Origin of the sequence: Brevundimonas halotolerans, assembly GCF_003730275.1 — a bacterium.
GTDB lineage: Bacteria > Pseudomonadota > Alphaproteobacteria > Caulobacterales > Caulobacteraceae > Brevundimonas > Brevundimonas halotolerans.
The window spans coordinates 162,222-186,842 of the sequence record NZ_QTTA01000010.1 but is presented as its reverse complement, the minus strand read 5'-3'; the positions used below and the strand labels follow the sequence as shown (position 1 = coordinate 186,842).

The following is a 24,621-nucleotide window of genomic DNA, read 5'->3' as shown; positions in this document are numbered from 1 at the left end:
GCGCCCGGCCCGCCGGATGCAACCGTTCTGCCGAGTCAGTCGTCGCTATCGGTGCGCGGCTTCACATGGCCCTTCAGCACGGCAAAGGGCGAGATCTCGGCTGTTTCCTCCGGGGCCTCGAACACGGCCCCCGGCTTGCGCGGAAACGGGTTAAGCGCCAGCGACAGATGTTCCAGCACATGGCGACTCAGGTCGATCCGCCCGTCGGTGACCAGATCGGGCGCATCCTCCTCCAGACTTACCTCGACCTCGGGGCTGGCGGCGTCCTCATCGGCCTCGACCAGATCCAGGCCAAAGGTCTCGTCGATCTGCTCCTCGACCGGCTCCAGCGTCAGGCCACAGGCCTGGACGGCCTCGGCCGTCAGGCGCCCCGACAGGTGCCAGCCCGCGCGCGAGGGCACCAGCGTCAGCTCGGCCTCGAACCGGGGCAGGTCGAGGATCTTCAGCCACCTGGCGATGGTCCGGCGGGCCTCGGCATCGGGGGCCAGGCTGAAGGTCCGCTTCTCGCCGATCTGGTTGATGCGGACGGCCTCGAGCAGGACGGGCGGTTGGGCACTCATGCGGACACTCCGGCCCAGTCGGGGGCCTTCAGACAGGATTCGACAGACTGGGCCGCCAGACGCTGCCGCGACTCGAGGGCATAACGCGCCAGCCAGGGCGCATGATCCGCACCCGCGCCCGCATAGACATTGCGCTCCAGCGCCTCGGCCAGACCGGCCGCATCGCCCGCACGCAGGGGCGTCTCATAGGCCTGCATGCGGCCGTAGAGCGCCTCGCCCAGCTTGCGCATCTTCTTGGACACAGCGACATCGCCGACCCCCAGCTCCCGCAGGGCGTTGTCGAGCGCCGAGACATAGGTGTCGAACAGGTCCTGGGCCGCATCGCGGGCTGGTGCGGTGTCTTCGTCCCGCAGACGCAGCACCAGCAGCAGCACGTGCAGGGTGTAGAGCTCGAATCGCGCGTCGATCCGGTCGTCGACCCCATGATCGACGTAGAAGTCGCGCGCCCGGGCCCGGGCGACCGCCAGTCCGTAGGCCTCGCGGCCCGGTGTGGCCTTTTCCCTGAGCCCGAGAAGATTTTTCAGCATGATCGTACGGCCCCTTTTCCGCCGCGACGTTGAACTAGGACGCGGCAGGGTCTAGGTCAAAGACCTTGTATTGTCGCAGGCGCTGTCCATGAACCGTTCCAAGTCCCTCGTCGCCGCTCTTGTCCTGTCCGCCGGGCTGGTCGCCTGTGCCCCGGTCGTGGGTGTGCATGGCTTTCAGGCCGTGGATGTGAAGCCCGCCGACATCGCGGTCGGTACCGACACCAAGGAAACCGTGCTGGCCCGGCTGGGCTCGCCGTCGGCCACTTCGGTCTTCGAGGACGACAGCGTCTGGTACTACATCAGCCAGACAACGCGGAAATACACCTTCAACCGGGCCTTCATCGCGCAACGCAATGTGACCGAGATCACCTTCGACGGCGCCGGCAATGTCGCGGGCGTGCGTACCCTCGGCCTCGAAGACGGTCAGGAAGTCGCCATGAACCGCAACGAGACCCCGACCCGCGGTCGCGAGCTGACCATCATCGAACAGCTGCTCGGCAACGTCGGCCGCGGCCAGCTGCCCCGCACCGACGAGGACGTCCCCGGCCAGCGCCGCCCGGACTGACCTTTCATATTCCCACACAGAACAACGCCCCGGAGATTGCTCTCCGGGGCGTTTTCAGTTTCAGGTCTTGATGTCCTCGATCAGCCGATATTCCCGCTGGCCAGCACGGCCAGCAGCAACAGGGCCACGATGTTCGTGATCTTGATCATGGGGTTCACGGCCGGGCCGGACGTATCCTTGTAGGGATCGCCAACCGTATCGCCGGTCACCGCGGCCTTGTGGGCCTCGGATCCCTTGCCGTGAAGCACGCCGTTCGAGTCGGTGAAGCCCTCCTCGATCACCTTCTTGGCATTGTCCCAGGCCCCGCCGCCCGACGTCATCGAGATGGCGACGAACAGACCGGTGACGATCACGCCCATCAGCATGGCACCCAGCGCGGCAAAGGCCGTGGCCTTGTCTGAGATGGCCAGGATGCCGACGAACAGCACGATCGGCGACAGTACCGGCAGCAGCGACGGCACGATCATCTCCTTGATGGCCGCCCTGGTCAGGATGTCGACCGCGCGACCGTACTCAGGCTTGGTCTCATAGGTCATGATGCCCGGGTTCTCGCGGAACTGACGACGAACCTCGGCCACGACGGCCTCGGCCGCGCGTCCGACCGCCATCATCGACATGCCACCGAACAGGAAGGGCAGCAGCCCCCCGAACAGCAGACCGACGACCACATAGGGGTTGGTCAGGCCGAAGTTGATCTCGCCCATCCCGGCAAAGAACGGATAAAGCTCCGGATTGGCCGCGAAGTAGTCGAGGTCAGAGGTATAGGCGGCAAACAGCACCAGCGCGCCAAGGCCCGCCGAGCCGATGGCATAGCCCTTGGTCACGGCCTTGGTGGTGTTGCCCACGGCGTCCAGCGCGTCAGTCGACTGACGCACTTCACTCGGCAGACCCGCCATCTCGGCAATGCCGCCGGCGTTGTCGGTGACCGGACCAAAGGCGTCCAGCGCCACGATCATCCCCGCCACACCCAGCATGGTGGTGGTGGCAATGGCGATGCCGAACAGACCGGCCAGCTGATAGCTGGTGACGATGCCGACGATGATCGTCAGCGCCGGCAGGGCCGTGGATTCCAGCGAGACCGCCAGACCCTGGATGACATTGGTGCCGTGACCCGAGACCGAGGCATTGGCCACCGACCGCACGGGACGGAAGTTCGACCCCGTATAGTATTCGGTGATCACCACGATGGCGGCCGTGACCGCCAGACCGACCAGACCGGCCCAGAACAGGTTCATGGGCTCGATGATCCGCTCACCTGCCTGACCGCCCAGCGCCGTCACCGGTCCACCGACCATCTGGTCGACCACGAACCACAGCGCCGCGACCGACAGTACGCCGGTCACGATCAGCCCCTGGTACAGGGCCCCCATGATGTTGTTGGACTTGCCCAGACGGACGAAGAAGCTGCCGATGATCGAGGTCACGATGCAGACGCCGCAGATCGCCAGCGGCAGCAGCATCATCACATCGACATAGGGCTGGTCGCGGAAGAAGATCGCCGCCAGCACCATGGTGGCGACCGTGGTCACCGCATAGGTCTCGAAAAGGTCAGCGGCCATACCGGCGCAGTCGCCGACGTTGTCGCCCACATTGTCGGCGATGGTCGCGGCGTTGCGGGGGTCATCCTCGGGGATGCCGGCCTCGACCTTGCCGACCATGTCGCCGCCGACGTCCGCACCCTTGGTGAAGATGCCGCCGCCCAGACGGGCAAAGATCGAGATCAGCGAGGCCCCAAAGCCCAGCGCCACCAGACCGTCGATCACTTCACGACCGGTCCGCTCCAGACCCATCATCTCGGTCATGATCGCATAATAGCCCGCGACCCCGATCAGGGCACCGCCCGCCACGAACAGGCCGGTGATGGCGCCCGAGCGGAACGCCAGATCCAGACCCTTGGACAGGCTTTCCGATGCCGCCTGCGCGGTGCGAACATTGGCCCGCACCGAGATCAGCATCCCGGCATAGCCCGCGGCGCCCGAAAGCACTGCGCCGATGACGAAGCCAATAGCGGCCCATTCGCCGATGAGGAAATAGGCCGCGATCAGGATGACGATCCCGACCATGCCGATGGTGGTGTACTGGCGCTTCAGATAGGCCGAGGCCCCTTCCTGGATCGCCGCAGCGATCTCGCGCATCTTGTCATTGCCGGTTGAGGCCTTCATCAGCGCGGCGGTCTGGACAAGCCCGTAAAGGACCCCCAGCGCGCCTGCGGCGATGACCAGCCACAGATAGTTTGTCATGGCGTTTCCGTACCCTGTTCATGCAAGGCGCCCGGACCCTTGGCGCGGCGGGCTTTTCGCCTCTGTCCGCCTTCCGGTCCCCCCGTGCGCGATGGACGCGACAATGCGTCCTTCGGGATTGCGGCGGAAACGTGCCAAATGCCCGGACGAATCGCAACAGCAGAACGCTGATCAGCCGGTGGGAATGCCCGTACGTCGGCGGGGTGCCTGATGCAGGACCTCGACCCGGGCGACCTTGCCCTGCCCGGCGATACGCGTCGCTGACGCCATCAGGCTGCGCGACAGAGCCGCCGTGTCCAGCTGTGACCAGTCATCAGCAAGCGTAAAGGGCGTCCGGTGGGCCGCCTTGACCAGCGCATCGCGAAAGTGCGCATCCTTGGCCCGGACGGTCTCCATCACGGCCGATGCCGACAGATGCAGCCGGATGCTGACGAACACATAGTTGCGAATCCGCCCGCCCGAGATCACCGGCAGGCCCACGCCCTGCAGGTTGACGACAGCGGCGGCGGGCTTTTCGTCGCCCGAGGCCAGAGCGGGTCCGGCGACGCCCATGCTGAGGCCAGCGCCCATGAGGGAGAGAAAATGTCTGCGATCCATCCTGCCCGGATACCCGACAGGCGTTAGAATTCCGTTGCCGGGTTCAGCTGTGAACCCAGCCGGGTCGCGAGATCGGCACGTCTTCGCCCCGGTAGCGGACCCGGACGCCTTCTCCCGCCTTCACCTCACCGATCCGGGTCAGGCGCAGATGCAACCGCTCGGCCTCCCGGCGCAGGGCCGATTCATGGCCGGGCCGGGCGGTGAAGGCGATCTCATAGTCGTCGCCTCCGGTCGCCAGCTGCGACAGGGCCTGGACCGCATCGGCCCGACCGTCGAACCAGGCCTGGGCCGCCAGCGACAGGGGTAGGCTCTCAAGCTGCATTTCCAGCCCGACCCCGCTCGCCCGCGCCAGATGCCCCAGATCACCGATCAGGCCGTCCGACACGTCCAGCGCCGCGCTGGCATGCTCAAGGATCGCAGTCGCAAAGGCTGTGCGCGGCAGAGGCCGGCGATAGTGCTCCACCAGCGCCGCCAGCCGCGCAGGCTCAAGATGCAAAAGCTCCCGCGCAGCTCGCAGGCCCAGCCAGCCCTCGCCGACCGTGCCCGTGACAAACACCAGATCTCCGGGCTGGGCCCCTGCCCGACCGACAATCCGGCCTTTCGCCGCCCAGCCCATCAGGGTGATCGAGAACGAGGCCGGTCCCGGCGTCGAGACCGTGTCTCCGCCCAGCAGGGCCACGCCAAACTCCACTTGATCCCGGGCCAATCCCTCGACGAAGGCCTTGCGCTCCGGCCAGCCGCAACGCTCGGACCAGTGGCACGCCAGCAGATAGCCGAACGGCTCGGCGCCCTTGGCGGCCAGATCCGACAGGTTCACGCGCAGCAGCTTCTGGGCGACCGTATCCAGCGGATCGGTGGCAAGGAAATGCACCCCCTCGACCAGGGCGTCCTTGGTCACCACCAGATCATGCCCCTTGCGTGAAGGGATCAGGGCCACATCATCGGCCAGCCCCCGGCCCCATTCGGGGTGGGCCAGCGGCGCAAGCAATCGGCGGATGGTCTCAAACTCGTCGGCGACGTCGACCGCCGGCATCAGGACCGCGTGTCGCGCGCCACCCCGTCCAGGGCAGCATTGACGAACTTGGCCTCGGCATCGTCGAAGAAGGCCTTGGCCAGCTCCACATATTCATCGATGACGATTTCGAGGGCGACCTCGGGCTTGCGCATCAGCTCCCACGCCCCGGAGCGCAGCAGCGCACGCAGGGTGGCGTCCAGCCGTTCGATCTTCCAGTTCGAGGCCAGACGCGCACGAATGGCGGCATCGACGGCCTTCTGCTCGGTCACGACGCCGCGCACGACATCGGCGAACCAGGCCTCATCGGCCTCGGCCAGCATCTGTCCTTCGATGTCCCCGTCGAAGCGGTGGCGCGAAAACTCCTCAATGACGGTGTCGACGCCCTCTCCGGCCAGCTCCATCTGATAGAGGGCCTGCACGGCGGCCAACCGCGCAACCGTGCGCGCGCGGCGCTGACGCGACGTCAGCGTGTCCCCGGACTTCTCGTCCAGAAGGTCGAGGATGGATTTGAGGCTGTTCGGTTCGGTCACCGGTTCAGTCCTACGCGCAACCGCTTCTTCAGGGCAATCATCTCCAGACACGCACGGGCGGCACCGCCCCCCTTGTCGCCTTCACTACGGCGGGCCCGGGCCCAGGCCTGATCCTCGTCTTCGGTGGTCAGAATGCCGTTGCCAATCGACAGGCCCTTGATGCTCAGGTTCATCAGGCCGGCCGCCGACTGGTCCGAGACGATCTCGAAATGATAGGTCTCACCGCGGATCACACAGCCCAGCGCCACATAGCCGTCATAGCGCGGCGCGGTCGGATACCGCCCGGCCTCCTCGGCCGCCGCGATGGCGCCGGGCACCTCCAGCGCACCGGGCACGGTCACGACGTCATACTGGACGCCCTGGGCCTTCAGCGCGTCGGTCGCGCCGTCCAGCAGGGCATCGGCCAGTTCGTCATAGAACCGCGCCTCGACGATCAGAATACGATCGGGATCCTTCACGCCACCGGTTCTCCATCCATGTCACGCCAGCCGACAATGCGCAGGCCATAGCCCTCCAGCGCGGTCGGATTGGGGCGGGTCGAGCTCATCACAATCATGTCGCGCACGCCGAGGTCCTTCAGGATCTGTGCCCCCACGCCATAGTTCCGGATCGACCGGTCCACGGCCTGGGGCCGGGGGGCGCCCATCAGCCGCTCGGCCAGACCATGCAGTTCCGGATCGCGCAGGAAGACGACCACGCCGGCTCCGCCATGGTCACTGATGGTCTTCATCGCCTTGGGCACATAGTCCTGACGGCCCTCGACATGGCCCAGCAGATCCGCAGCAAAGTCCACCTGATGCATGCGCACCAGGGTCGGCTTCGACGGATCGACCTTGCCGCTGACCAGGGCGACGTGTTCCACGCCCTCGATCGTGTTGCGGTACAGGACCATGCGGAACGGGCCGCCGTGGATGCTGTCGAGATCGGTGTCTAGCACCCGCTCAACAAAGGTTTCGGTGCGGCGGCGATAGGCGATCAGGTCGGCAATCGTGCCGATCTTGATGCCGTGCAACTGGGAAAAGGCCACCAGATCCGGCATGCGGGCCATTGTGCCGTCGTCATTCATGATCTCGCAGATCACCCCGGCGGGCGTCAGCCCGGCCATGCGGCTGATGTCGACCGCGGCCTCCGTATGGCCGGTGCGCACCAGAACCCCGCCATCACGCGCCACCAGCGGAAACACATGGCCGGGCGAGACCAGATCGTCCGCGCCCCGGTTCGGATCGACCGCGATCTGCACCGTGCGGGCCCGGTCGGCGGCCGAAATGCCGGTCGTCACCCCCTCCTTCGCCTCGATCGAGACGGTGAAGGCGGTGCCCATGCTCTCGCGGTTCTCGGCGGCCATGGGCGGCAGACGCAACTGGCGCGCCCGGTCGGCGGTGATCGCCAGACAGATCAGGCCGCGCGCGTGCTTGGCCATGAAGTTGATCTGGTCGGGCGTGGCGAACTGGGCCGGGATGATGACATCGCCCTCGTTCTCGCGATCCTCGGCATCCACAAGGATATAGGGCCGCCCGTTGCGGGCGTCCTCGATGATGTCCTCGATGGGGCTGATCGGGGTGTCGGTCTGGTGCGCGGTTTGCATCATTGCGTCTCCTGCCACCTGGCAAGGTAACGCGCCAGCATGTCGATCTCCAGATTGACGGAATTTCCGACCTGAAGCCCGCCCAGCGTCGTGTGATCCCAGGTGTGGGGGATGATGTTCAGGCCAAAGGTCCGGCCCTCGACCGTGTTGACCGTCAGCGACACGCCGTCGACCGTGATCGACCCCTTGGCCGCGATATAGCGGTGCAGCGGCGCCGGCACCTCGATCACCAGCCGGTGCGACCCGCCCTCAGGTGTGATCGACACGACGGTGCCCAGTCCGTCCACATGGCCCGAAACGATATGGCCGCCCAGCTCGTCGCCCAGCTTCGCCGCCCGCTCCAGATTGATGTGCGTGCCCTCGGCCCAGTCCCCCAGCGTCGTCTTCGACAGGGTCTCGCCCGAGACCTCCACTGCGAACCAGTCGGGCCCCTTTTCGGTGACCGTCAGGCAGCAACCCGCATGGCTGATGGAGGCACCCAGCTCGATCGTGGCCGTGTCGAACGCCGTTTCGATCTCATAGCGGTGATCGCGCGCGGTGGCCTGGATGCGGCGCACCCGACCCACATCTGTGACGATGCCGGTGAACATTCAGATCCTTTCAAGCCGCTCCCACAGATCGTCACCGACGACCTGGACAGCCTTGCGCCGAAACTTGGGGGCATCCGCCAGCTTTGCAAGCGACAGGGCGGCGACACAGGGCCGTCCCTCGCTGCCCAGCAGGATCGGTGCGCGAAACCATTCCATGCGGTCGATCAGGCTTTCGCGCAGGAAGGAGGCCGCAACCTCGCCTCCCCCCTCGATCAGGACCGAGCGAACGCCGCGCGCATACAGGGTGTCGAGGGCGGCATGGAGGTCCGCGCGGCCGTCCACCTCGACAACCTCTACCACTTCGGCCTCGCCAACGGGGCGCGGTTCAACCGTGGTCAGGATCAGGCTGTTACCCCCGGTCACCTGTGCCGTTTCCGGCGTTCTCAGTCGGCTGTCCAGCACCACGCGCAGGGGCTGGGGGCCGCTATGGTCGGGCAGCCGAACCGTCAGCGCCGGATCGTCGGCCAGTACCGTGCCGATACCGACCAGAACCGCGTCATGACAGGCTCTCAGCCGGTGCCCCTCAAGCCGAGCCGCCTCGCCCGTGATCCACTGGGACTCGCCCGACGCCATGGCGATACGGCCATCCAGCGAGGTGGCCAGCTTCAGCGTGACAGTCGGACGACCGGTCATTCCGGCGCGCCGTCGCCACCCGGCTTGTCGTCGTTGTAGCCCTCGTCGCCGAGGAAGCGGGCGAAGTCGCCCGTGTGCCGGAAGTCTTTGTAAACAGAGGCATAGCGGACATAGGCCACCTCATCGAGCCCCTTCAGCGCCTTCATGATGAAGTCGCCGACCACGCTGGACGGGATCTCCGTCTCGCCGAGGCTCTCCAGCTGGCGCACGATCCGGCTGACCATTTGCTCGATCTGGTCGGGCTGGACGGGGCGCTTGCGCAGCGCAATCCCCAGCGACCGCTCCAGCTTGTCGCGGTCGAACGGCGTGCGCCGGCCATTGCGCTTCAGGATCACCAGCTCGCGCAACTGCACCCGTTCGAACGTCGTGAACCGGCCGCTGCACTGCGGGCAGGACCGACGTCTGCGGATCGCCGCCCCGTCATCGGACGGCCGGCTGTCCTTCACCTGGGTATCAGCGTGACCGCAGAAGGGACATTTCATCAGACGGTTATCCGTAAATGGGGAAGCGACGCGTGAGCTCGCGCACCTCTCCCGCCACGCGACGCGAGACCTCAGGATCGGCCTCGTCGCCGCCCTTCATGCTGTCGATGACATCGGCGATCCAGTGACCGACCTGCTGGAACTCGCCCACGCCAAAGCCGCGCGTCGTGCCCGCAGGAGTCCCCAGACGAACACCCGACGTCACCGTGAAGGGCGCCGTATCGAACGGCACGCCATTCTTGTTGCAGGTCATCAGGGCGTGCTCCAGCGCCGCCTCGGTCGCCTTGCCCGTCACGCCCTTGGGCCGCAGGTCGACCAGCATCAGATGGCTGTCGGTGCCGCCCGACACGATGGCAGCGCCGCGCTCGACCAGCACGGCCGCCAGTGCCCGGGCATTGTCGACCACCTGCTGGGCATAGGTCTTGAACTCCGGCTTCAGCGCCTCCCCAAAGGCCACGGCCTTGGCCGCGATCACATGCTCCAGCGGTCCACCCTGCAGGCCCGGGAAGACGGCCGAGTTGATCTTCTTGCCCAGGTCGATGTCGTTCGACAGCACCATGCCGCCGCGCGGCCCGCGCAGCGTCTTGTGCGTCGTGGTCGTCACCACATGGGCGTGCGGCAGCGGGTCGGGATAGACGCCGCCGGCGATCAGGCCGGCGTAATGGGCCATGTCGACCATCAGATACGCCCCGACGCTGTCGGCGATCTCGCGGAACCGCGCAAAGTCGATGTGGCGGGAATAGGCGCTGGCCCCGGCGATGATCAGCTTCGGCTTTTCGCGCTCGGCCATCTCGGCCACGTTGTCATAGTCGATCAGGTGGTCGTCCTGGCGCACCGTATAGGTCACGGGCCGGAACCACTTGCCCGACTGGTTGGCCGGTGACCCGTGGGTCAGGTGCCCGCCCGCCGCCAGATCCATGCCGAGGAAGGTATCGCCCGGCTGTAGCAGGCTCATGAACACCGCCTGGTTGGCCTGCGCGCCCGAGTGCGGCTGGACGTTGGCAAAGGCACAGCCGAACAGTTCCTTGGCCCGCTCCCGCGCCAGGTTCTCGGTCACATCGACGTACTCGCAGCCGCCGTAATAGCGACGGCCCGGATAGCCCTCGGCATATTTGTTGGTCAGGACGCTGCCTTGCGCCTCCAGCACCGCCTTCGAGACGATGTTTTCCGACGCGATCAGCTCGATCTGTTCCTTCTGCCGGGCCAGCTCGCCCTGGATGCCGCCGAATATGTCCGGATCGGCCTCGGCCAGCGTGCGCGAGAAGAAGGCGTCATGGGTATGAGCAGTCACGGCAGTCCCCGAATTCGATGATGAACCTATCTAGGCCTCACACGGGGCGACCACAACATCTTGTGGTCAGCGGAGACGCAGGCTCAGTCGCGAGGCCGCCGCGCCACTGCCGGCTCTCGCGTCTGACTGATCCGCGTCATCTCTTCGAGGCGCACCTCGGTGTCAGAGCCTGGCGAGCGGATGGCCACGCGCTGGCGCCAGTCGCTCGGCAGAGGCCCATCCTTCGAGGTTGCTTGAACGACGATGAGTTCTGGAGGGCCGTGTCGCTGCAGCGTGTACTCACAAGAGGTTAGGTCGGCTTCACACCACTGGTGATAGGTGACGCAAAGCCCTGCGCCGCAGGCCACATCTTCAGCGTCCTTGTCGAGCGTATAGACGAGGTCAGGCGCAATCACGCGAAGGTCGAAGCCAGCATAGTCGGCGCGAACTTCCAACCCATGGTGCTGCTCATATTCAGCAGTCTGGAGCCCCTGCGAACTCAGGCAGACATAAAGGAATGCCATTACGCAGTCGCCCATAGCATTCGTCTCCGTGGCCGGGGGCAAACCCTACTGCCACTGTCCCCGCGCCGCCAGCGCCCGTTTCAGCTTGGAAAGGGCGATGCGTTCCAGACCGTGACGCTCGGTCACCGGCCCGACGGCCGAGACCTCGACCCCCGACGCCACATGCACGACCGAGCATTTCAGGTATGCGCCATTGCGCACAAACTCTACGATCACCTCGTCGGGGCCTTCCCGGTTCGTCAAATGCGCTGCAGCCTCTGCAGCATTTCGACCGTATCCAGCTCGCCGTCCCAATAGCCAATGAGGGTCGCTTCGTTCAGCACGATCCACTTCTGGACCAGCTTCAGGCTGGCGGCATCAAGCGGTCCTTCAATCAGGGTGGGCGTCGGACGGATCCCCACAACCGCCATGTCGTCGATGTCGATCCGGTCCCCCGGGGTCCGGCATACCTTCTCGCGGGCGTCATGGCGTGCACGGCCTCGGTGGCTGACCCAGACGACCATCGGCAGCCCGGTGTGCTTGGGACGCAGGTTTGACATGTCGAAGAAGTCTTCCTCCTCGACCGGTGTCTCACGGATGGGCCGCTGGATGTTCATAGCGCCAGCATACCGCAATTTCGGACGTATCGAAAACGGCCTCAAGCCACCGCAGGTAGGCGCGCCACGTTGCAGTGGGTCCACAGCTTGTCCATCGCCGTCACCAGCGCGTCCATCATGCCGTCGTCGTGGTTCGGCGAGGGCGTGAAGCGCAGGCGCTCGGTGCCCTTGGGCACGGTCGGATAGTTGATTGGCTGGACATAGATGCCGTGCTCTTCCAGCAGCATGTCCGAGATCATCTTGCAGTGTACCGGATTGCCCACATGCACCGGCACGATGTGGCTCTCGGACGGCATCACCGGGATGCCGGCGGCCAGGAACCGCTCCTTCAGCGCCTGGGCCCGGGCCTGATGCGCCGCGCGCAGTTCCGGGTGGGCTTTCAGGTGACGCACCGAGGCCAGTGCCCCCGCGGTCAGGGCCGGCGGCAGGCTGGTGGTGAAGATGAAGCCCGCGGCCCAGCTGCGCACGGCATCGATGATCAGGGCGTCGGCAGCGATATAGCCGCCCATCACGCCGATGGCCTTGCCGAGGGTGCATTCGATGATGTCGATCTGGTCCAGCACGCCGTCGCGTTCAGCAATGCCGGCGCCGGCGTCCCCGTACAGGCCCACGGCATGGACTTCGTCCAGATAGGTCAGGGCGCCATATTTCTTCGCCAGCGCAATCGTCCCGGCCAGATCGGCGATGTCGCCGTCCATGGAATAGACGCTCTCGAAGGCGATCAGCTTGGGCGCATCGGCCGGCGCCGCCGCCAGCAGGGCCTCCAGATGCTCCAGATCATTGTGCTGATAGATGTGCCGCTCACAGCCGCCGTTGCGGATGCCCGCAATCATTGAGGCATGGTTCAGGCTGTCGGAGAAGATGATCAGCCCCGGCATGATCCGTTGAAGGGTCGTCAGGGTCGCCTCATTGGCCACATAGCCCGAGGTGAACAGCAGTGCCGCTTCCTTGTGGTGCCAGGCGGCCAGTTCGGCCTCGAGATCGACCGCCGAACGGGTCGTGCCCGAGATGTTGCGCGTGCCCCCGGCCCCGGCGCCGACCGAATCGATCTCGGCCTGCATGGCGGTCAGCACCTCGGGGTGCTGGCCCATGCCCAGATAGTCGTTCGAGCACCAGACCACCACGTCCTGCTCGGTGCCGTCATCCCGACGCCAGACCGCGCGCGGAAACTGGCCACGCACACGCTTCAGGTCGGCGAAGACGCGATAGCGCCCCTCGGCCCGGACCTGGTCCACGGCGTTTCCAAAGGCGGCCTTATAGTCGAACAAGATCGGCGGTCTTTCGCTTATGCATTCCGGACGCGGCTCTTTTGCGCTCCGGACGGCTGAAAGTCCATGTTCAGAGTGCGGCGAATTGGCCGCAAACCTTTAATTGATAACGGTTCTCAAAGTCTAGATCGTGGGTCGATAGCGGATGATAGCCCAGCCCATTGCGCGCGCCGCCGTTGCTGCGTCGCGAAAAACGGAATTACGTTCATGCAAACGATCTTCCGCAACCATCCCTGAGCGCAAGACACGCACGTCCGACCAGCCGTCAGCGGACACCGCGCTTTCCGCCGTCATTTCTGCGACTGACCGCTCCTCATTGTAAACGATGACATTGAATGAACTCCCGCCATTCTCGGCGGAAACCTGCACGATCCAGAGGGCCGACACTGCCTCAATCCCTCGGCAGCTCATCCAGCTTGCCGCGCAGCAACTGCAGAATGGCCGAGAAATCCCGTCCGCCATAGCCCAGCCGGTCGAACATCTGGAACAGGGCCTCGGTCTGCGCGCCGAGCGGGGTCGAGGCGCCCGATTTGGCCGCCGCATCCTGCGCCAGCTTGAGGTCCTTGAGCATCATGGCCGTGGCGAAACCGCCGTCATAGTTGCGGTTGGACGGCGCGGTCGGCACCGGCCCGGGCCAGGGATAATAGGTGGTCGTCGACCAGCTCTGGCCCGACGACTTGGAGACGATGTCGAACATCTTGACCGGGTCCAGCCCCAGCTTTTCCGCCAGACCGATGGCCTCGCAGGTGCCCAGCATGGTGATGCCGAGGATCATGTTGTTGCAGATCTTGGCCGCCTGCCCCGCCCCGTGGTCACCGGCGCGGAAGGTGGCGCGGCTCATCGGCTCCAGCGCCGGCTCGATCCGGGCAAAGTCGCCCTCGTCGCAGCCGACCATGAAGGCCAGCGTTCCGGCATCGGCCGCCATGGTCCCGCCCGAGACCGGCGCGTCGGCAAAGGCATAGCCCGCCTCCTTGGCCAGACCCGCGACCTTGCGCGCCGTGTCGACGTCGATGGTCGAGCAATCCAGCAACAGGGCGCTGGACGGCGCGGCCCCGATGATCTGCTCCGAATAGACCTTCAGCACGTGCGGCCCCGCGGGCAGCATGGTGATGACGATGTCAGCGTCCTTGACCGCCTCGACGACCGAGCCGGCGGCCTCGCAGCCGGCCTCGACCGCGCGTGCCACCGCCGCTTCGGACAGGTCGAACGCCCGGACCTTGCGGCCCGCCTTCGCCTGGTTGGCGGCCATGCCCCCGCCCATGTTTCCCAGTCCGATGAAGGCGATGGTCTCGGTCATGTCGGCGTCTCCCTGTGGTCGCGTTTCTTGCGCGGAGGGTTAGCCGTTTGGACCGGGCAAGGCCAGCGTGACCTTAGCCCGGCTTGCGGAAGCGATAGACGAACTGGTCGGTCTCGCCGCGGATCGATTCGTCGAACACGCTGACGGTGCGGTCATCATCCGGGTTGGCCAGCGCCGGGCTGGCACTCTCGAAGACAAAGCCCGCCGCCTCGACCTCGGCCCTCAGGAAGTCGCCCTCGATCCGGTGCAGGCTCTGCACCTCGGTATTGCCGGTTCCGGCCCGGCCCGAGTGGTCGATGACGATATAAAGGCCGCCGGGCTTCAGCGCGTCATAGACCGCACGGTTCATCCGGGCGACGTCGACGCCAAAGGCCGGGATGTGGAAGTCGTGATACTCCTGGCTCATGAACACCACGTCCAACGGGGTGTCGAAGCGCATCTCGTCCAGCAGGCCCACGACCGGCACGACATTGCCATAGGTCTCGGCGAGGGCATCGGCATAGGGCTTTTCGCGCTCGGCTGTGCGGGTGGGAACAAAGGCATAGACCCGGCCCTCGTCGCCCACGGCCGGGGCGAAGAGGCGGGTGTAATACCCCTCCTCAGGCCGGATGTCGGCCACGTGGTCACCGGGGCTGATCTCGGAGAACACCATCACCTGCAGCGGCATGCGCAGCGAGTCGCGGGCGCGGTCCTCTTCCGGACGGCGGTCATCCGACAGGGCCATGGCAGCGCGGGTATCGGCCCGGGCGCTGGCCGGCGAGGTCGAGGTGATGACCGTCTGCCCCCCGCCGTCATTGGCGATGATGATACAGCCCGACGCAGCGAGCGCCGCCGCGATCACAAGCGTGGTCTTCAGGATGGTGCGCATGGTCTGACTCCCGGCCGGTTCGGTTCAGGATTACGCCAGTTGCGGCAGGGGCGTCCATTCCTCATCGGCCGGCAGCGGCGCAAACAGGGCGTCCAGCGTCTCATCGGTCACGCCTTCGATGCTGGCCGGCGACCATTTCGGCGCATTGTCCTTGTCGACAATCACGGCCCGCACGCCTTCCTGGAAGTCGTGGGTGCGGACGACCCGACCGCCCAACCGGTATTCCATCGCCATATTGTCGGCAAAGCTGTCGAGCGTCGCTCCGGTGCGCAGCTGGCGCAGGGTGACCTTCATCGATAGGGGCGACTTGGTCTTCAAGGTCGACAGTTGCGCCGTGGCCCACTCCGAGCCGTCGGCCTCCAGCGCCGCGAAAATCTCTTCCAGGGTGTCAAGGCCGAACAGCCGGTCGATGGTCGGCAGATGCGCCTCGATGGGGGCCTCGCCCGCGTCATCTTCCAGCCCGTCGGCGAAGTCGGCCGGATGGGCCGGATCCGCCGCCAGAATGGACCGGAAGGCCTCGACCGCATCTGCCGGCAGATAGTGACTGTGAATGCCCAGAAACACCGTATCCGCCGCCTTCAGGCGCGCCCCCGTCAGGGCCAGCCAGGTGCCGACGAAGCCCGGCAGTCGCGGCAGAAACCAGCCACCGCCGACATCGGGGAACAGGCCGATCCCGGTCTCGGGCATGGCATAGGTGGTGTTCTCGGTCGCGATCCTCACCTCGGCGGGCTCGGAAATGCCGACGCCGCCGCCCATCACGATGCCGTCCACCAGCGCCGTCACCGGCTTGGGGTATTCGAACAGCAGGTGGTTCAGCCGATATTCCGCATGGAAAAAGGCCTTGGCCTCCGACGCATCCCCCGCCCCGCTTTCGGCGATCATGCGGATATCGCCCCCGGCACAGAAGCCGCGCTCGCCCGCATGGTCGATCAGCACGGACTTGACCGCCGGATCGTCCTTCCATGCCAGCAGCGCCGCGATCATGGCGTCGCACATGCCCTTGTTCAGCGCATGGATCGCCTTGGGCCGGTTCAGCGTGATCCGACCCAGACCGGACTGGATACGCGCGAGGATTTCAGGTTCGTCGGTCATGTGCTGCGTCTACGAAACGTCGCCTGCCCGGTCCAGCCTCAGATCGGGTCGGCCAGCCAGTTCAGGCGAATGAACATGGGGCCCAGGCCTATATTCACGGGCTGGGGCTCTCCTTCTGCGGCCGCCGGCGCGAGCACAAGGTCGGCCTCCAGTCGGGTCGCCCGGTCGAAGATCGTGCCATTCGCCAGCTCGATCCCGGCTCGAAAATCGTAGTTGAGATGCAGGGCGATCCGCCCGTCTTCGTCGATCCGGTATTCGCCGGACACCTTGCACCCACCGGGATCAACGCCAACGAATTGCCCGTCCCGAAAATGCGTAAGAGCCGCGAGGCCGTACGCCTCATCGTCGGCCGGATCCTGATCTCCGCCTGCCTGCGCGATGGAATAGAAGCCGGGCTTCACTGCCGCATCATCTCCCGCGCGGTGATCACGCGCATGATCTCATTGGTGCCTTCCAGGATGCGGTGCACCCGCAGGTCGCGGACGATGCGTTCCAGCGGATAGTCCTTGAGGTATCCATAGCCGCCGTGCAGCTGCAGGGCCTCGTCGGCGATCTGGAAACAGGCGTCGGTGGCCAGCCGCTTGGCCATGGCGCACCATTTGGTCTTTTCCGGGTGGTTGGTGTCGATGGCCCAGGCGCCGCGCAGCACCATCAGCCGGGCGGCCTCCAGCTGCGTCGCCATGTCGGCCAGTTTGAACTGGGTGTTCTGGAAGTCGCCGATCGGCTTGCCGAACTGCTTGCGGCTGGCGACATAGTCCTGCGCGGTCTCCAGTGCCAGCCGCGCCCCGCCCAGCGAACAGGCGGCGATGTTCAGCCGCCCGCCGTCCAGCCCCATCATGGCATAGCGGAAGCCGTGCCCTTCCTGCCCCATCAGGTTTTCGGCCGGCACGCGGCAGTCGTCGAACTGGACGATGGCGGTCGGCTGGCTGTTCCAGCCCATCTTGCGTTCCTGCCCGCCAAAGCTGAGGCCCGGCGCGTCCTTGTCGACGACGAAGGTCGAAATGCCCTTGGGCCCGTCTGCGCCCGTCCGCGCCATCACCACATAGACGTCCGAGGTGCCCGCGCCCGAGATGAAGGCCTTGGAGCCCTTCAGCACCCAGTGATCGCCGTCCCGCACCGCCGTGGTCCGCAGCGCCGCCGCGTCCGAGCCCGAGCCCGGCTCGGTCAGGCAGTAGGAGGCGATCTTTTCCATCGTCACCAGCGACGGCACATAGCGGGCCCGCAGCTCGGCCGAGCCGACGCTGTCAATCATCCAGGTCGCCATATTGTGGATCGAGATGAAGGCAGCGGTCGAGACATCGCCGCTCGACAGCTCCTCGAAGATCACCGCCGATTCAACCCGGCCCAGCGCCATGCCGCCGTGCTCCTCGCTGGTATAGATGCCGCAGAATCCCATCTCGGCGGCCTGACGCATCACATCGACCGGGAAATGTTTGGTCTCGTCCCATTCGGCGCTGTGCGGCGCCAGCTCGGCCTCGGCAAAGGCGCGGGCGGCGTCCTGAATGGCGCGCTGGTCTTCGGTCAGGGCGAAATCCATGGGGGTCCTCTCATCTGTCGTTGCGGCCTTCTAGACCATGGAACGGCAAACTGAACCCCCTCGGGCCGCCCGGATGGCTTCTCCCCCCGCCCGGCAAAGGCTATGAGGCCCCATGTCCAAGCTCGTCTTTCCCGCCAGCTTCCCCCTGACCCGCGGTCGCCGCCTGCGCAGCCAGCCCTGGGTGCGACGTCTGGTCGCCGAGACCACCCTGACCCCGGCCGATCTGGTCTGGCCGCTGATCCTGCACGACGGCAAGGCCGACCGGGTGCCGGTGGCCACCCTGCCCGGCGTCGACCGGCTGTCGACCGCCGCAGCCGTCGAGGCCGCCCGCCAGGCGCGCGATCTGGGCATTCCGGCCGTCGCCCTGTTCCCCAATATCGACGATGCCCTGAAGGACGCCGTCGGCACCGAGGCCACCAACCCCGACGGCCTGGTCCCCGAGACGTTGCGCGCCATCAAGGCGGCCGTGCCCGAGATCGGGGTCATCACCGATGTGGCGCTCGACTGCTACACCGACCACGGCCACGACGGCATCGTCGAGGACGGGCGGATCGTCAACGACGGCTCGCTGGAACGGCTTGCGGAACAGGCCTTCATCCACGCCCATGCCGGGGCCGATGTCGTGGCGCCCTCCGACATGATGGACGGTCGGGTGCAGGCCATCCGCGAGGCGCTTGAGGCCAATGGATATCAGAACGTTATGATCCTGTCTTACGCCGCCAAATACGCTTCAGCCTTCTACGGGCCGTACCGCGATGCGGTCGGATCGGCCCGCGCCCTCATCGGCGACAAGCGCACCTATCAGATGGACCCTGCCAATTCCGACGAGGCCCTGCGCGAGGTCGCCATGGACCTGGCCGAGGGCGCCGACGCCGTCATGGTCAAGCCGGGAACCCTGTATCTCGATATAATCCAGCGGGTTCGAGACACCTTCTCAGTGCCCATATTCGCCTACCAGGTGTCCGGCGAATACGCCATGATGCAGGGCGCCATCGACGCCGGCTGGCTGGACGAGGAACGCGCCATCCTCGAGAGCCTCGGCGCCTTCAAACGCGCGGGCTGTTCCGGGGTGCTGACCTATTTCGCGCCGCGCGTCGCTGAATGGCTGAACCGCTGACCGCTTGACAGACGCGCACTGTCACCGGATTTACGCCGAACGCTGTTAACCAGCCTGATCAGTTCAACGGGGGGACATCATGGGTCTGTTTGGCTTGGGCAAAAAACCCGTGCGTCCCGGAGTGGCGGTTCTTGAGAGAGAGGCGCCGACGCCTGAACCCGAGGCCCCGGCCCCCGCTGGCCCCACGCCCGATCAGGCCCTCGCCGAGCTGAAGGCCGGCAACGACGCCTTCCTGCGCGGCGAAAACAACCTCGGCTACGTCAAGGTCGACGATCTCGAACCCCTGCAGGGTGGCCAGAACCCGATCGCCACCATCGTCGGCTGTGCCGACAGCCGTACGCCCCCGACAATTCTTTTCAATCAAGGTTTTGGCAGACTGTTCTCCATTCGGGTCGCAGGCAATACGGTGGACCGCCGGGGCCTCGCCTCCATCGTCTATGCGGTCAAACACCTGAACTGCCCGCTGGTCGTGGTCATGGGGCACACCGGCTGCGGCGCCGTGGCGGCGGCCGAGGCCATCGTCGACGGGGTCATGCCGCTGGATCCCTCGCTGGAAGAGATGATCGTGCCGATCATTCCCGCCGTGCTGGAAGCCCGCCGGTCAGACGCGACCGACATGGCCGTCCGCGCTGTCGAGCTGAACGCCCAGCGGGTCGCCGACAAGCTGCGCGTGGCCGATGCCTCGCTGGCCGATGCGCTGGAGGCGGGCACCCTCAAGGTCGTTGCCGCCGTCAAACAGATGCATTCGGGTGAGGTGAAATTCCTCGGCTAGGTGCGCTTGCGGGCCTGCAGTCGGGCCGCAAGGCTTGAGGTATCCCAGCGGGTGCCGCCCATCGCCTGCACCTCGGAATAGAACTGGTCGACCAGGGCGGTAACGGCCAGATGGCTGCCGTTGGCGCGGGCCTCCTCCAGCACCAGCCCCAGATCCTTGCGCATCCAGTCGACGGCAAAGCCAAAGTCGAACTGGCCCGCCGCCGCGGTCTTCCAGCGGTTGTCCATCTGCCAGCTCTGGGCCGCGCCCTGCGAAATGGCCTCATAGACGGCATCGGTGTCGAGCCCCGCGCTCTGGGCGAAATGCACCGCCTCGGCCAGCCCCTGCACTACACCGGCGATGGCGATCTGGTTCGCCATCTTCGTCAGCTGTCCGCTGCCCGCCGGGCCCATGTGCTTGATGGCCTTGGCGTAAACGGCCAGCACCGGCTCGACGCGGGCCAGCGCATCGGCATCGCCGCCGATCATGATGCTGAGCTTGCCCGCCTCGGCGCCGGCCTGCCCGCCCGACACCGGCGCGTCGAGGAAGGCCACGCCCTGCTCGGCCGCCCGCTCCGCCATCTCGCGCGCCACCTTGGCCGAGGTGGTGGTGTGATCCACGATCACGGCACCCGGGGCCAGCTCCGGCAGGGCCGGGCCCACGACCTCGCGCACATCGTCATCATTGCCGACGCACAGGATCAACAGGTCCACGCCCCGCGCGGCCTCGGCTGCGGTTGCCGCCGCCGTCCCGCCGGTCTTCTGCGCCCAGGCCTCGGCCTTGGCCGCACTGCGGTTATGGCCCGTGACCATATACCCCGCCGCGATCAGATGCCCCGCCATCGGCGCGCCCATCACGCCCAGACCGGAAAATGCGATCTTCATTCCACGCCCTCCTGGATACGTCCGTAGCGACCCCGGAAGAAGGTCAGGCCGGCGCCCTCCCGGGCCTCGAAATGATCCACCCGCCCGACCAGAATCTGGTGGTCCCCCATGGGGATTTGCTCGTGCAGCACACAGTCGAACCGCGCCAGCGCGCCCTTGAGCACCGGCGCGCCCGTCTCGGCCCGATCGATTTCTTCGGCCGACAGGCGACAGTCTCCCCGGCTGAATCGATCCGCCCAATCGGCTTCATCCGCCTCCAGCACGTGGACCGAAAAGGGCCGTCCATCCAGAAACGCCCCGGCCCGCTCGGCGCTGTCGTCCAGACACCACAGCAACAGCCGCGGCTCGAGCGACACCGAGGTCACCGAGTTCACAGTCATGCCGACCGCGCCCTCGGGGCCGTCGACGGTCACGACACAGACGCCGGTGGCAAAGGCCCCCATGGCGCGGCGATAGGCACGGGCGTCGACGCCGTCAGGTTCAGAAAGGGAAATGTCGGTCACGCGGCGACCTTAGCGTCCGGGCTTGCGCATACAAGCCGGGCGACACGGGAAACGTCGCCTTAACCTTGATCGCCCAAGACTGCCCCGAATCCAGTGAGGCGCCCATGTCCCTGAGCGATCGTCCGATCCTCATCAAGAAGGTCAAGAAGGTTGCGGGACACGGCCACCACGGCGGCGCGTGGAAGGTCGCCTATGCCGACTTCGTCACGGCCATGATGGCCTTCTTCCTCCTGATGTGGCTGATCAACACGACTGACCCGGAGCAGAAGCGCGGCATCGCCGAATATTTCGCCCCGGCCAGCATCTCGACGACCACCTCGGGATCGGGCGGCATTCTGGGCGGGACATCCCTGGGCGACGACGGCTCCAAGAGCTCGGGCTCGATGTCGGTCATCACCCAGATGGCGCCCGAGGCCCCCGAGGCCCCGGATCAGGCCGGCCAGAACAGCAATCTGGCCGCCGCCAGCGAGGACCAGCTGCGCGAGGAGATCGCCCGCCGCGAGGCCTCCGACTTTGCCAGCGCTGCGGAATCGCTGCGTCAGGCGATGCAGTCCATGCCCGAGCTGGCCGAGCTGTCGAAACAGCTGATCATCGACCAGACCCCTGAGGGGCTGCGCATCCAGATCGTCGATCAGGAAGGCCGGTCGATGTTCGAGGAAGACTCGGCCCGCCCCAACGCCCGCGCCCAGATCCTGTTGCGGGCCGTGGCGCGGATCATCACGGCCCTACCCAACCGCATCTCGATCACCGGCCACACCAGTTCGGTCGCCGGATCGAATCGCGCCAGCGCGCCGGCGGACTGGAGCCTGTCGGCCCGCCGCGCCGACGCCGCCCGCCTGATCCTCGAAGGGGCCGGGGTCGATGTCGACCGCATCTATTCGGTGAACGGCAAGGCGGGGTCCGACCCGCTCTATCCCGACGATCCAAGCCTCGCGGGCAACCGGCGCATCTCGATCATCCTGCTGCGCGAGGCGCCGGTCCTGCCCAGCGATACCAGCCTGTGACAGCGGCCCCGGCCCTTCGCGCCTTGATGGCGAAGGGCCTTGCGCCGGGGCCCGGACTGGTCTCCCATCGCGCCATGCATGGTGCGCGTCTGACAGACATTGCAGGCCATCCCCGCGACCGGGAATGCGGAGCGCGGTCATGACCCGGCATGTGCCCCAGCGTCAGCTGCGTTTCTATCTGACGGCCATGGCGCCCTGCCCCTATCTGCCGGGCAAGATCGAACGCAAGGTGTTCGCCAATCTGCCCTTCAGCGACGGTGCCTGGGTGAATGACGAACTGACCCAGGCCGGGTTTCGCCGCAGCCAGAACATCGCCTATCGCCCGGCCTGCGAAGGCTGTGACGCCTGCGTCTCGGTTCGGGTCCCGGTGTGTGGGTTCTCGGCGTCACGCTCGCAGAAGCGGATCCTCCAGCGCAATGCCGATCTGACCCGCGACCAGGTCGAGGCCGAAGCCACCATGGAGCAGTTCGACCTCCTGCGCCGCTACCTGCTGGCCCGCCACGCCGGCGGCGGCATGAGCGACATGGGCTGGGAGGACTATGTCGCCATGGTCGAGGACACGGCCGTGCGCACCCATCTGATCGAATACCGCCTGCCCGCCGACGGCGCCGGTCCGGGCGATCTGGTCGGGGTGGTGCTGACCGACATGCTCTCGGACGGGCTGTCGATGGTCTACAGCTTCTTCGACCCGCTGCTGGGTCGCCGCAGCCTCGGCCAGTTCGCCATTCTGGACCATCTGATGCAGGCGCGCGAACAGGCCCTGCCGTTCGTCTATCTGGGCTACTGGATCCAGGGGTCGGCCAAGATGGACTACAAGGCCCGCCTGCGCCCGCTACAGGCCCTGACCCGCGAGGGCTGGCGCGACCTGCCCTAGTTATTCGAGATCCTGATTCACGGCATCGGCGGAATCGCGAAGCGATTCCACCTCAACCGATCAGGCTCTAGCCGGCGCTGGGCACCGAGGTGGAGGGGGCATAGGTCGGCTGCGACCACGGCCCGGAATCGCGTCCGCCCCCGAACTTGACCAGCGCCTCGATCCGTTTCGGGATCGGCGGATGGGTGGCGAACAGGCCCATGATCCCGGCCTTCTCCGGCTGGTTGTCCAGGAACATGCCCTGTACCTCGTCCGGCGCCTTGAGCGTCGACCGCCCCTCGATCTTGCGCAGCGCCGAAATCATCGCATCCGGGTTCTTGGTCAGCTCTACCGCGCCCGCATCGGCCACATACTCGCGCGTGCGCGACAGCATCATCCGGATGACAAAGGCCAGGGCAAAGCCGATCGCTGCAATGGCGATCCCGATCAGGATCAGCGGTCCCGCATTCTTGTTGCCGCGCCCGCCGCGCGCAAAGAAAAGGCCGCGAAACACCAGCTCGGCCATGACGCTCAGGATACCGGCAAAGATGGAGGCGATCACCATCGTCCGCACATCCTTGTTGATCACATGGGTCAGTTCGTGGGCCAGCACCGCCTCGACCTCGTCGCGGGTCAGGGTGTTGATCAGGCCCCGGGTGACAGTCACGCTATAGCGCCCCTCATGCAGGCCCGAGGCATAGGCGTTCAGCTGATCCGTCTCGATGATCCGCAGGGTCGGCGTCTGCATGCCGCGCGAAATCGCCAGGTTCTCGAGCAGATTATAGAGCTCGGGGTTGTCGCGGCGCTCGACCTTGCGGGCCCCGGTCATGGCGTCGATCATCGCCTGACTGCCGAAATAGGCGATGGCGAACCAGATCGCGGCCATCACGGCGGCGGCCGGCACCGTCCAGCCCAGCATGCGCCCGGCCAGCGCCATGTCGTCACCCAGGGTGCCGCCGCTGCCGGGTATGATCCCGAACCCCATCAGCACCAGCTGCAGGCCATACAGAACCAGCACCAACAGCACCGGGAACATGGCCAGCAACACGATCGAGCGGGTGTTGTTCGCCCAGATATGGGTCTGGAGCCCGACGGCCTGCATGGATCCTAGAACTGCACCGACGGCGGGGCGGCGGTCATGGCCGCGCGCTCGCCCTCGCCAACGTCAAAAAACGGCTTGTCCGACCCGAAGCCCACGAGCCCGGCGAACAGCACGGTCGGGAACTGACGGCGGACGGCGTTGAACTCGGACACCGCATTGTTGAAGAACCGGCGGGCGGCGGCCAGCTTGTTCTCGATGTCCGACAGCTCGGTCTGCAGCTGCTGGAAATTGGTGTTGGCCTTCAGGTCCGGATAGGCCTCGGACACGGCAAACAGTCGGCCGAGCGTGGCGGTCAGCATGTTCTCGGCCTCGACCTTGTCATTGACCGAGGTCGCGCCCGCCGCAGCGGCCCGCGCCTGGGTGACGGCATCCAGCGTGGCCCGCTCGTGCGTGGCATAGCCCTTCACCGTCTCGACCAGATTGGGGATCAGGTCCTGCCGCTGCTTCAGCTGCACATCGATGTCGGCGAACGACTGGTCCGCGCGCTGATCCAGCGCCACCAGCTTGTTGTAGCCGCCGACAACGACGAACAGGATGAGGACGACGATAACGCCGATGACGATCCAGGTGATCATGGGCAGGTTCCTTTGATTGCGAGCTCCCTTATCGCGCGAACCGGCCCCCGCACCCA

31 protein-coding genes are annotated in these 24,621 nt (G+C 66.2%); 5 read left to right on the top strand and 26 right to left on the bottom strand.

All coding sequences use genetic code 11. The features are described 5' to 3' along the window. Nucleotides 1–35: 35 nt before the first annotated feature. Entirely contained in the window at nucleotides 36–560 is a 525-nt protein-coding gene (locus EG854_RS04280; RefSeq protein ID WP_123286486.1) for a YceD family protein, read from the bottom strand. Next, the gene (locus EG854_RS04275) at nucleotides 557–1,087 is read right to left on the bottom strand and encodes a ubiquinol-cytochrome C chaperone family protein (RefSeq protein ID WP_123286485.1); all 531 of its coding nucleotides are present in this window, start codon (nucleotides 1,085–1,087) and stop codon (nucleotides 557–559) included. The genes EG854_RS04280 and EG854_RS04275 overlap by 4 nt, the downstream gene beginning before the upstream one ends. A gap of 88 nt (nucleotides 1,088–1,175) precedes the next feature. Between EG854_RS04275 and EG854_RS04270 the strand changes: the two genes are divergently transcribed. Further along, nucleotides 1,176–1,652, top strand: a complete 477-nt coding sequence (locus EG854_RS04270) for an outer membrane protein assembly factor BamE (RefSeq protein ID WP_123286856.1) — start codon at nucleotides 1,176–1,178, stop codon at nucleotides 1,650–1,652. A gap of 80 nt (nucleotides 1,653–1,732) precedes the next feature. Here EG854_RS04270 and EG854_RS04265 read toward each other — a convergent pair whose 3' ends face one another. The 20 genes from EG854_RS04265 to EG854_RS04175 form a co-directional block, all read right to left on the bottom strand. Continuing rightward, on the bottom strand, nucleotides 1,733–3,892 hold the full coding sequence (locus tag EG854_RS04265; RefSeq protein ID WP_123286484.1) for a sodium-translocating pyrophosphatase: 2,160 nt from the start codon (nucleotides 3,890–3,892) through the stop codon (nucleotides 1,733–1,735). 171 nt (nucleotides 3,893–4,063) lie between these two features. Beyond that, a complete protein-coding gene (locus tag EG854_RS04260) occupies nucleotides 4,064–4,444 on the bottom strand; it encodes a hypothetical protein (protein ID WP_241153125.1) in 381 nt (126 codons plus the stop codon). An 88-nt stretch (nucleotides 4,445–4,532) separates the two neighbouring features. Beyond that, the gene (gene thiL / locus EG854_RS04255; protein WP_123286482.1) at nucleotides 4,533–5,522 is read right to left on the bottom strand and encodes a thiamine-phosphate kinase; all 990 of its coding nucleotides are present in this window, start codon (nucleotides 5,520–5,522) and stop codon (nucleotides 4,533–4,535) included. Then, a complete protein-coding gene (nusB, locus tag EG854_RS04250) occupies nucleotides 5,522–6,034 on the bottom strand; it encodes a transcription antitermination factor NusB (RefSeq protein ID WP_123286481.1) in 513 nt (170 codons plus the stop codon). The genes thiL and nusB overlap by 1 nt, the downstream gene beginning before the upstream one ends. After that, nucleotides 6,031–6,492: a 6,7-dimethyl-8-ribityllumazine synthase gene (ribH, locus tag EG854_RS04245; RefSeq protein WP_123286480.1), complete on the bottom strand. Its 462-nt coding sequence runs from the start codon at nucleotides 6,490–6,492 to the stop codon at nucleotides 6,031–6,033. The genes nusB and ribH overlap by 4 nt, the downstream gene beginning before the upstream one ends. Next, a complete protein-coding gene (gene ribB, locus EG854_RS04240; protein ID WP_123286479.1) occupies nucleotides 6,489–7,622 on the bottom strand; it encodes a 3,4-dihydroxy-2-butanone-4-phosphate synthase in 1,134 nt (377 codons plus the stop codon). The genes ribH and ribB overlap by 4 nt, the downstream gene beginning before the upstream one ends. Next, the gene (locus EG854_RS04235) at nucleotides 7,619–8,209 is read right to left on the bottom strand and encodes a riboflavin synthase (protein ID WP_123286478.1); all 591 of its coding nucleotides are present in this window, start codon (nucleotides 8,207–8,209) and stop codon (nucleotides 7,619–7,621) included. The genes ribB and EG854_RS04235 overlap by 4 nt, the downstream gene beginning before the upstream one ends. Then, nucleotides 8,210–8,842, bottom strand: coding sequence for a bifunctional diaminohydroxyphosphoribosylaminopyrimidine deaminase/5-amino-6-(5-phosphoribosylamino)uracil reductase RibD (ribD, locus tag EG854_RS04230; protein ID WP_123286477.1), 633 nt, complete (start codon nucleotides 8,840–8,842; stop codon nucleotides 8,210–8,212). Next, on the bottom strand, nucleotides 8,839–9,324 hold the full coding sequence (nrdR, locus tag EG854_RS04225) for a transcriptional regulator NrdR (RefSeq protein WP_123286476.1): 486 nt from the start codon (nucleotides 9,322–9,324) through the stop codon (nucleotides 8,839–8,841). The genes ribD and nrdR overlap by 4 nt, the downstream gene beginning before the upstream one ends. A gap of 7 nt (nucleotides 9,325–9,331) precedes the next feature. Next, a complete protein-coding gene (glyA, locus tag EG854_RS04220; protein WP_123286475.1) occupies nucleotides 9,332–10,615 on the bottom strand; it encodes a serine hydroxymethyltransferase in 1,284 nt (427 codons plus the stop codon). 83 nt (nucleotides 10,616–10,698) lie between these two features. Then, nucleotides 10,699–11,133, bottom strand: coding sequence for a hypothetical protein (locus EG854_RS04215; RefSeq protein WP_123286474.1), 435 nt, complete (start codon nucleotides 11,131–11,133; stop codon nucleotides 10,699–10,701). Between the two features lie 30 nt (nucleotides 11,134–11,163). Next, complete coding sequence (locus tag EG854_RS04210; RefSeq protein WP_123286473.1) at nucleotides 11,164–11,361, bottom strand: DUF6898 family protein; 198 nt, start codon at nucleotides 11,359–11,361, stop codon at nucleotides 11,164–11,166. After that, the gene (locus tag EG854_RS04205; protein ID WP_123286472.1) at nucleotides 11,358–11,714 is read right to left on the bottom strand and encodes a hypothetical protein; all 357 of its coding nucleotides are present in this window, start codon (nucleotides 11,712–11,714) and stop codon (nucleotides 11,358–11,360) included. Before EG854_RS04205 ends, EG854_RS04210 begins: the two co-directional genes overlap by 4 nt. Nucleotides 11,715–11,755: 41 nt before the next feature. Then, entirely contained in the window at nucleotides 11,756–12,982 is a 1,227-nt protein-coding gene (gene hemA, locus EG854_RS04200; protein WP_123286471.1) for a 5-aminolevulinate synthase, read from the bottom strand. 123 nt (nucleotides 12,983–13,105) lie between these two features. Next, nucleotides 13,106–13,369, bottom strand: a complete 264-nt coding sequence (locus EG854_RS13075) for a hypothetical protein (protein WP_164461825.1) — start codon at nucleotides 13,367–13,369, stop codon at nucleotides 13,106–13,108. A gap of 4 nt (nucleotides 13,370–13,373) precedes the next feature. Then, nucleotides 13,374–14,279 (bottom strand): 3-hydroxyisobutyrate dehydrogenase, encoded by a 906-nt coding sequence (mmsB, locus tag EG854_RS04195; protein ID WP_123286470.1) that lies wholly within the window; start codon nucleotides 14,277–14,279, stop codon nucleotides 13,374–13,376. 73 nt (nucleotides 14,280–14,352) lie between these two features. Beyond that, nucleotides 14,353–15,147 (bottom strand): class I SAM-dependent methyltransferase, encoded by a 795-nt coding sequence (locus tag EG854_RS04190; protein WP_123286469.1) that lies wholly within the window; start codon nucleotides 15,145–15,147, stop codon nucleotides 14,353–14,355. Between the two features lie 30 nt (nucleotides 15,148–15,177). Then, a complete protein-coding gene (locus EG854_RS04185) occupies nucleotides 15,178–16,239 on the bottom strand; it encodes an enoyl-CoA hydratase/isomerase family protein (RefSeq protein WP_123286468.1) in 1,062 nt (353 codons plus the stop codon). 38 nt (nucleotides 16,240–16,277) lie between these two features. Further along, on the bottom strand, nucleotides 16,278–16,640 hold the full coding sequence (locus tag EG854_RS04180) for a hypothetical protein (protein ID WP_123286467.1): 363 nt from the start codon (nucleotides 16,638–16,640) through the stop codon (nucleotides 16,278–16,280). After that, the gene (locus EG854_RS04175; protein ID WP_123286466.1) at nucleotides 16,637–17,776 is read right to left on the bottom strand and encodes an isobutyryl-CoA dehydrogenase; all 1,140 of its coding nucleotides are present in this window, start codon (nucleotides 17,774–17,776) and stop codon (nucleotides 16,637–16,639) included. The genes EG854_RS04180 and EG854_RS04175 overlap by 4 nt, the downstream gene beginning before the upstream one ends. Before the next feature lie 112 nt (nucleotides 17,777–17,888). Here EG854_RS04175 and hemB point away from each other — a divergent pair, with 112 nt between their 5' ends. Continuing rightward, nucleotides 17,889–18,893 carry a porphobilinogen synthase gene (gene hemB, locus EG854_RS04170; protein WP_123286465.1) on the top strand — a complete coding sequence of 335 codons (1,005 nt, stop codon included), beginning with the start codon at nucleotides 17,889–17,891 and terminating at the stop codon, nucleotides 18,891–18,893. Between the two features lie 94 nt (nucleotides 18,894–18,987). After that, the gene (locus EG854_RS04165; RefSeq protein ID WP_164461823.1) at nucleotides 18,988–19,665 is read left to right on the top strand and encodes a carbonic anhydrase; all 678 of its coding nucleotides are present in this window, start codon (nucleotides 18,988–18,990) and stop codon (nucleotides 19,663–19,665) included. On the opposite strand, the gene EG854_RS04160 is transcribed toward EG854_RS04165, so the two are convergent. Both EG854_RS04160 and EG854_RS04155 read right to left on the bottom strand, forming a co-directional pair. Continuing rightward, complete coding sequence (locus tag EG854_RS04160; protein WP_123286463.1) at nucleotides 19,662–20,528, bottom strand: NAD(P)-dependent oxidoreductase; 867 nt, start codon at nucleotides 20,526–20,528, stop codon at nucleotides 19,662–19,664. The genes EG854_RS04165 and EG854_RS04160 overlap by 4 nt on opposite strands. After that, nucleotides 20,525–21,031, bottom strand: a complete 507-nt coding sequence (locus EG854_RS04155) for a flavin reductase family protein (RefSeq protein ID WP_241153124.1) — start codon at nucleotides 21,029–21,031, stop codon at nucleotides 20,525–20,527. Before EG854_RS04155 ends, EG854_RS04160 begins: the two co-directional genes overlap by 4 nt. Nucleotides 21,032–21,135: 104 nt before the next feature. On the opposite strand from EG854_RS04155, the gene EG854_RS04150 reads away from it, so the two are divergent. Together EG854_RS04150 and EG854_RS04145 are read left to right on the top strand one after the other, a co-directional pair. After that, nucleotides 21,136–22,035, top strand: a complete 900-nt coding sequence (locus EG854_RS04150) for a flagellar motor protein MotB (RefSeq protein WP_123286462.1) — start codon at nucleotides 21,136–21,138, stop codon at nucleotides 22,033–22,035. A 139-nt stretch (nucleotides 22,036–22,174) separates the two neighbouring features. Continuing rightward, nucleotides 22,175–22,909: an arginyltransferase gene (locus EG854_RS04145; protein ID WP_123286852.1), complete on the top strand. Its 735-nt coding sequence runs from the start codon at nucleotides 22,175–22,177 to the stop codon at nucleotides 22,907–22,909. Nucleotides 22,910–22,976: 67 nt separating this feature from the next. Here EG854_RS04145 and EG854_RS04140 read toward each other — a convergent pair whose 3' ends face one another. Then, nucleotides 22,977–23,990, bottom strand: a complete 1,014-nt coding sequence (locus EG854_RS04140; RefSeq protein WP_123286461.1) for a M48 family metallopeptidase — start codon at nucleotides 23,988–23,990, stop codon at nucleotides 22,977–22,979. Between the two features lie 5 nt (nucleotides 23,991–23,995). Then, complete coding sequence (locus EG854_RS04135) at nucleotides 23,996–24,565, bottom strand: LemA family protein (protein ID WP_123286460.1); 570 nt, start codon at nucleotides 24,563–24,565, stop codon at nucleotides 23,996–23,998. Between the last annotated feature and the right edge of the window lie 56 nt (nucleotides 24,566–24,621).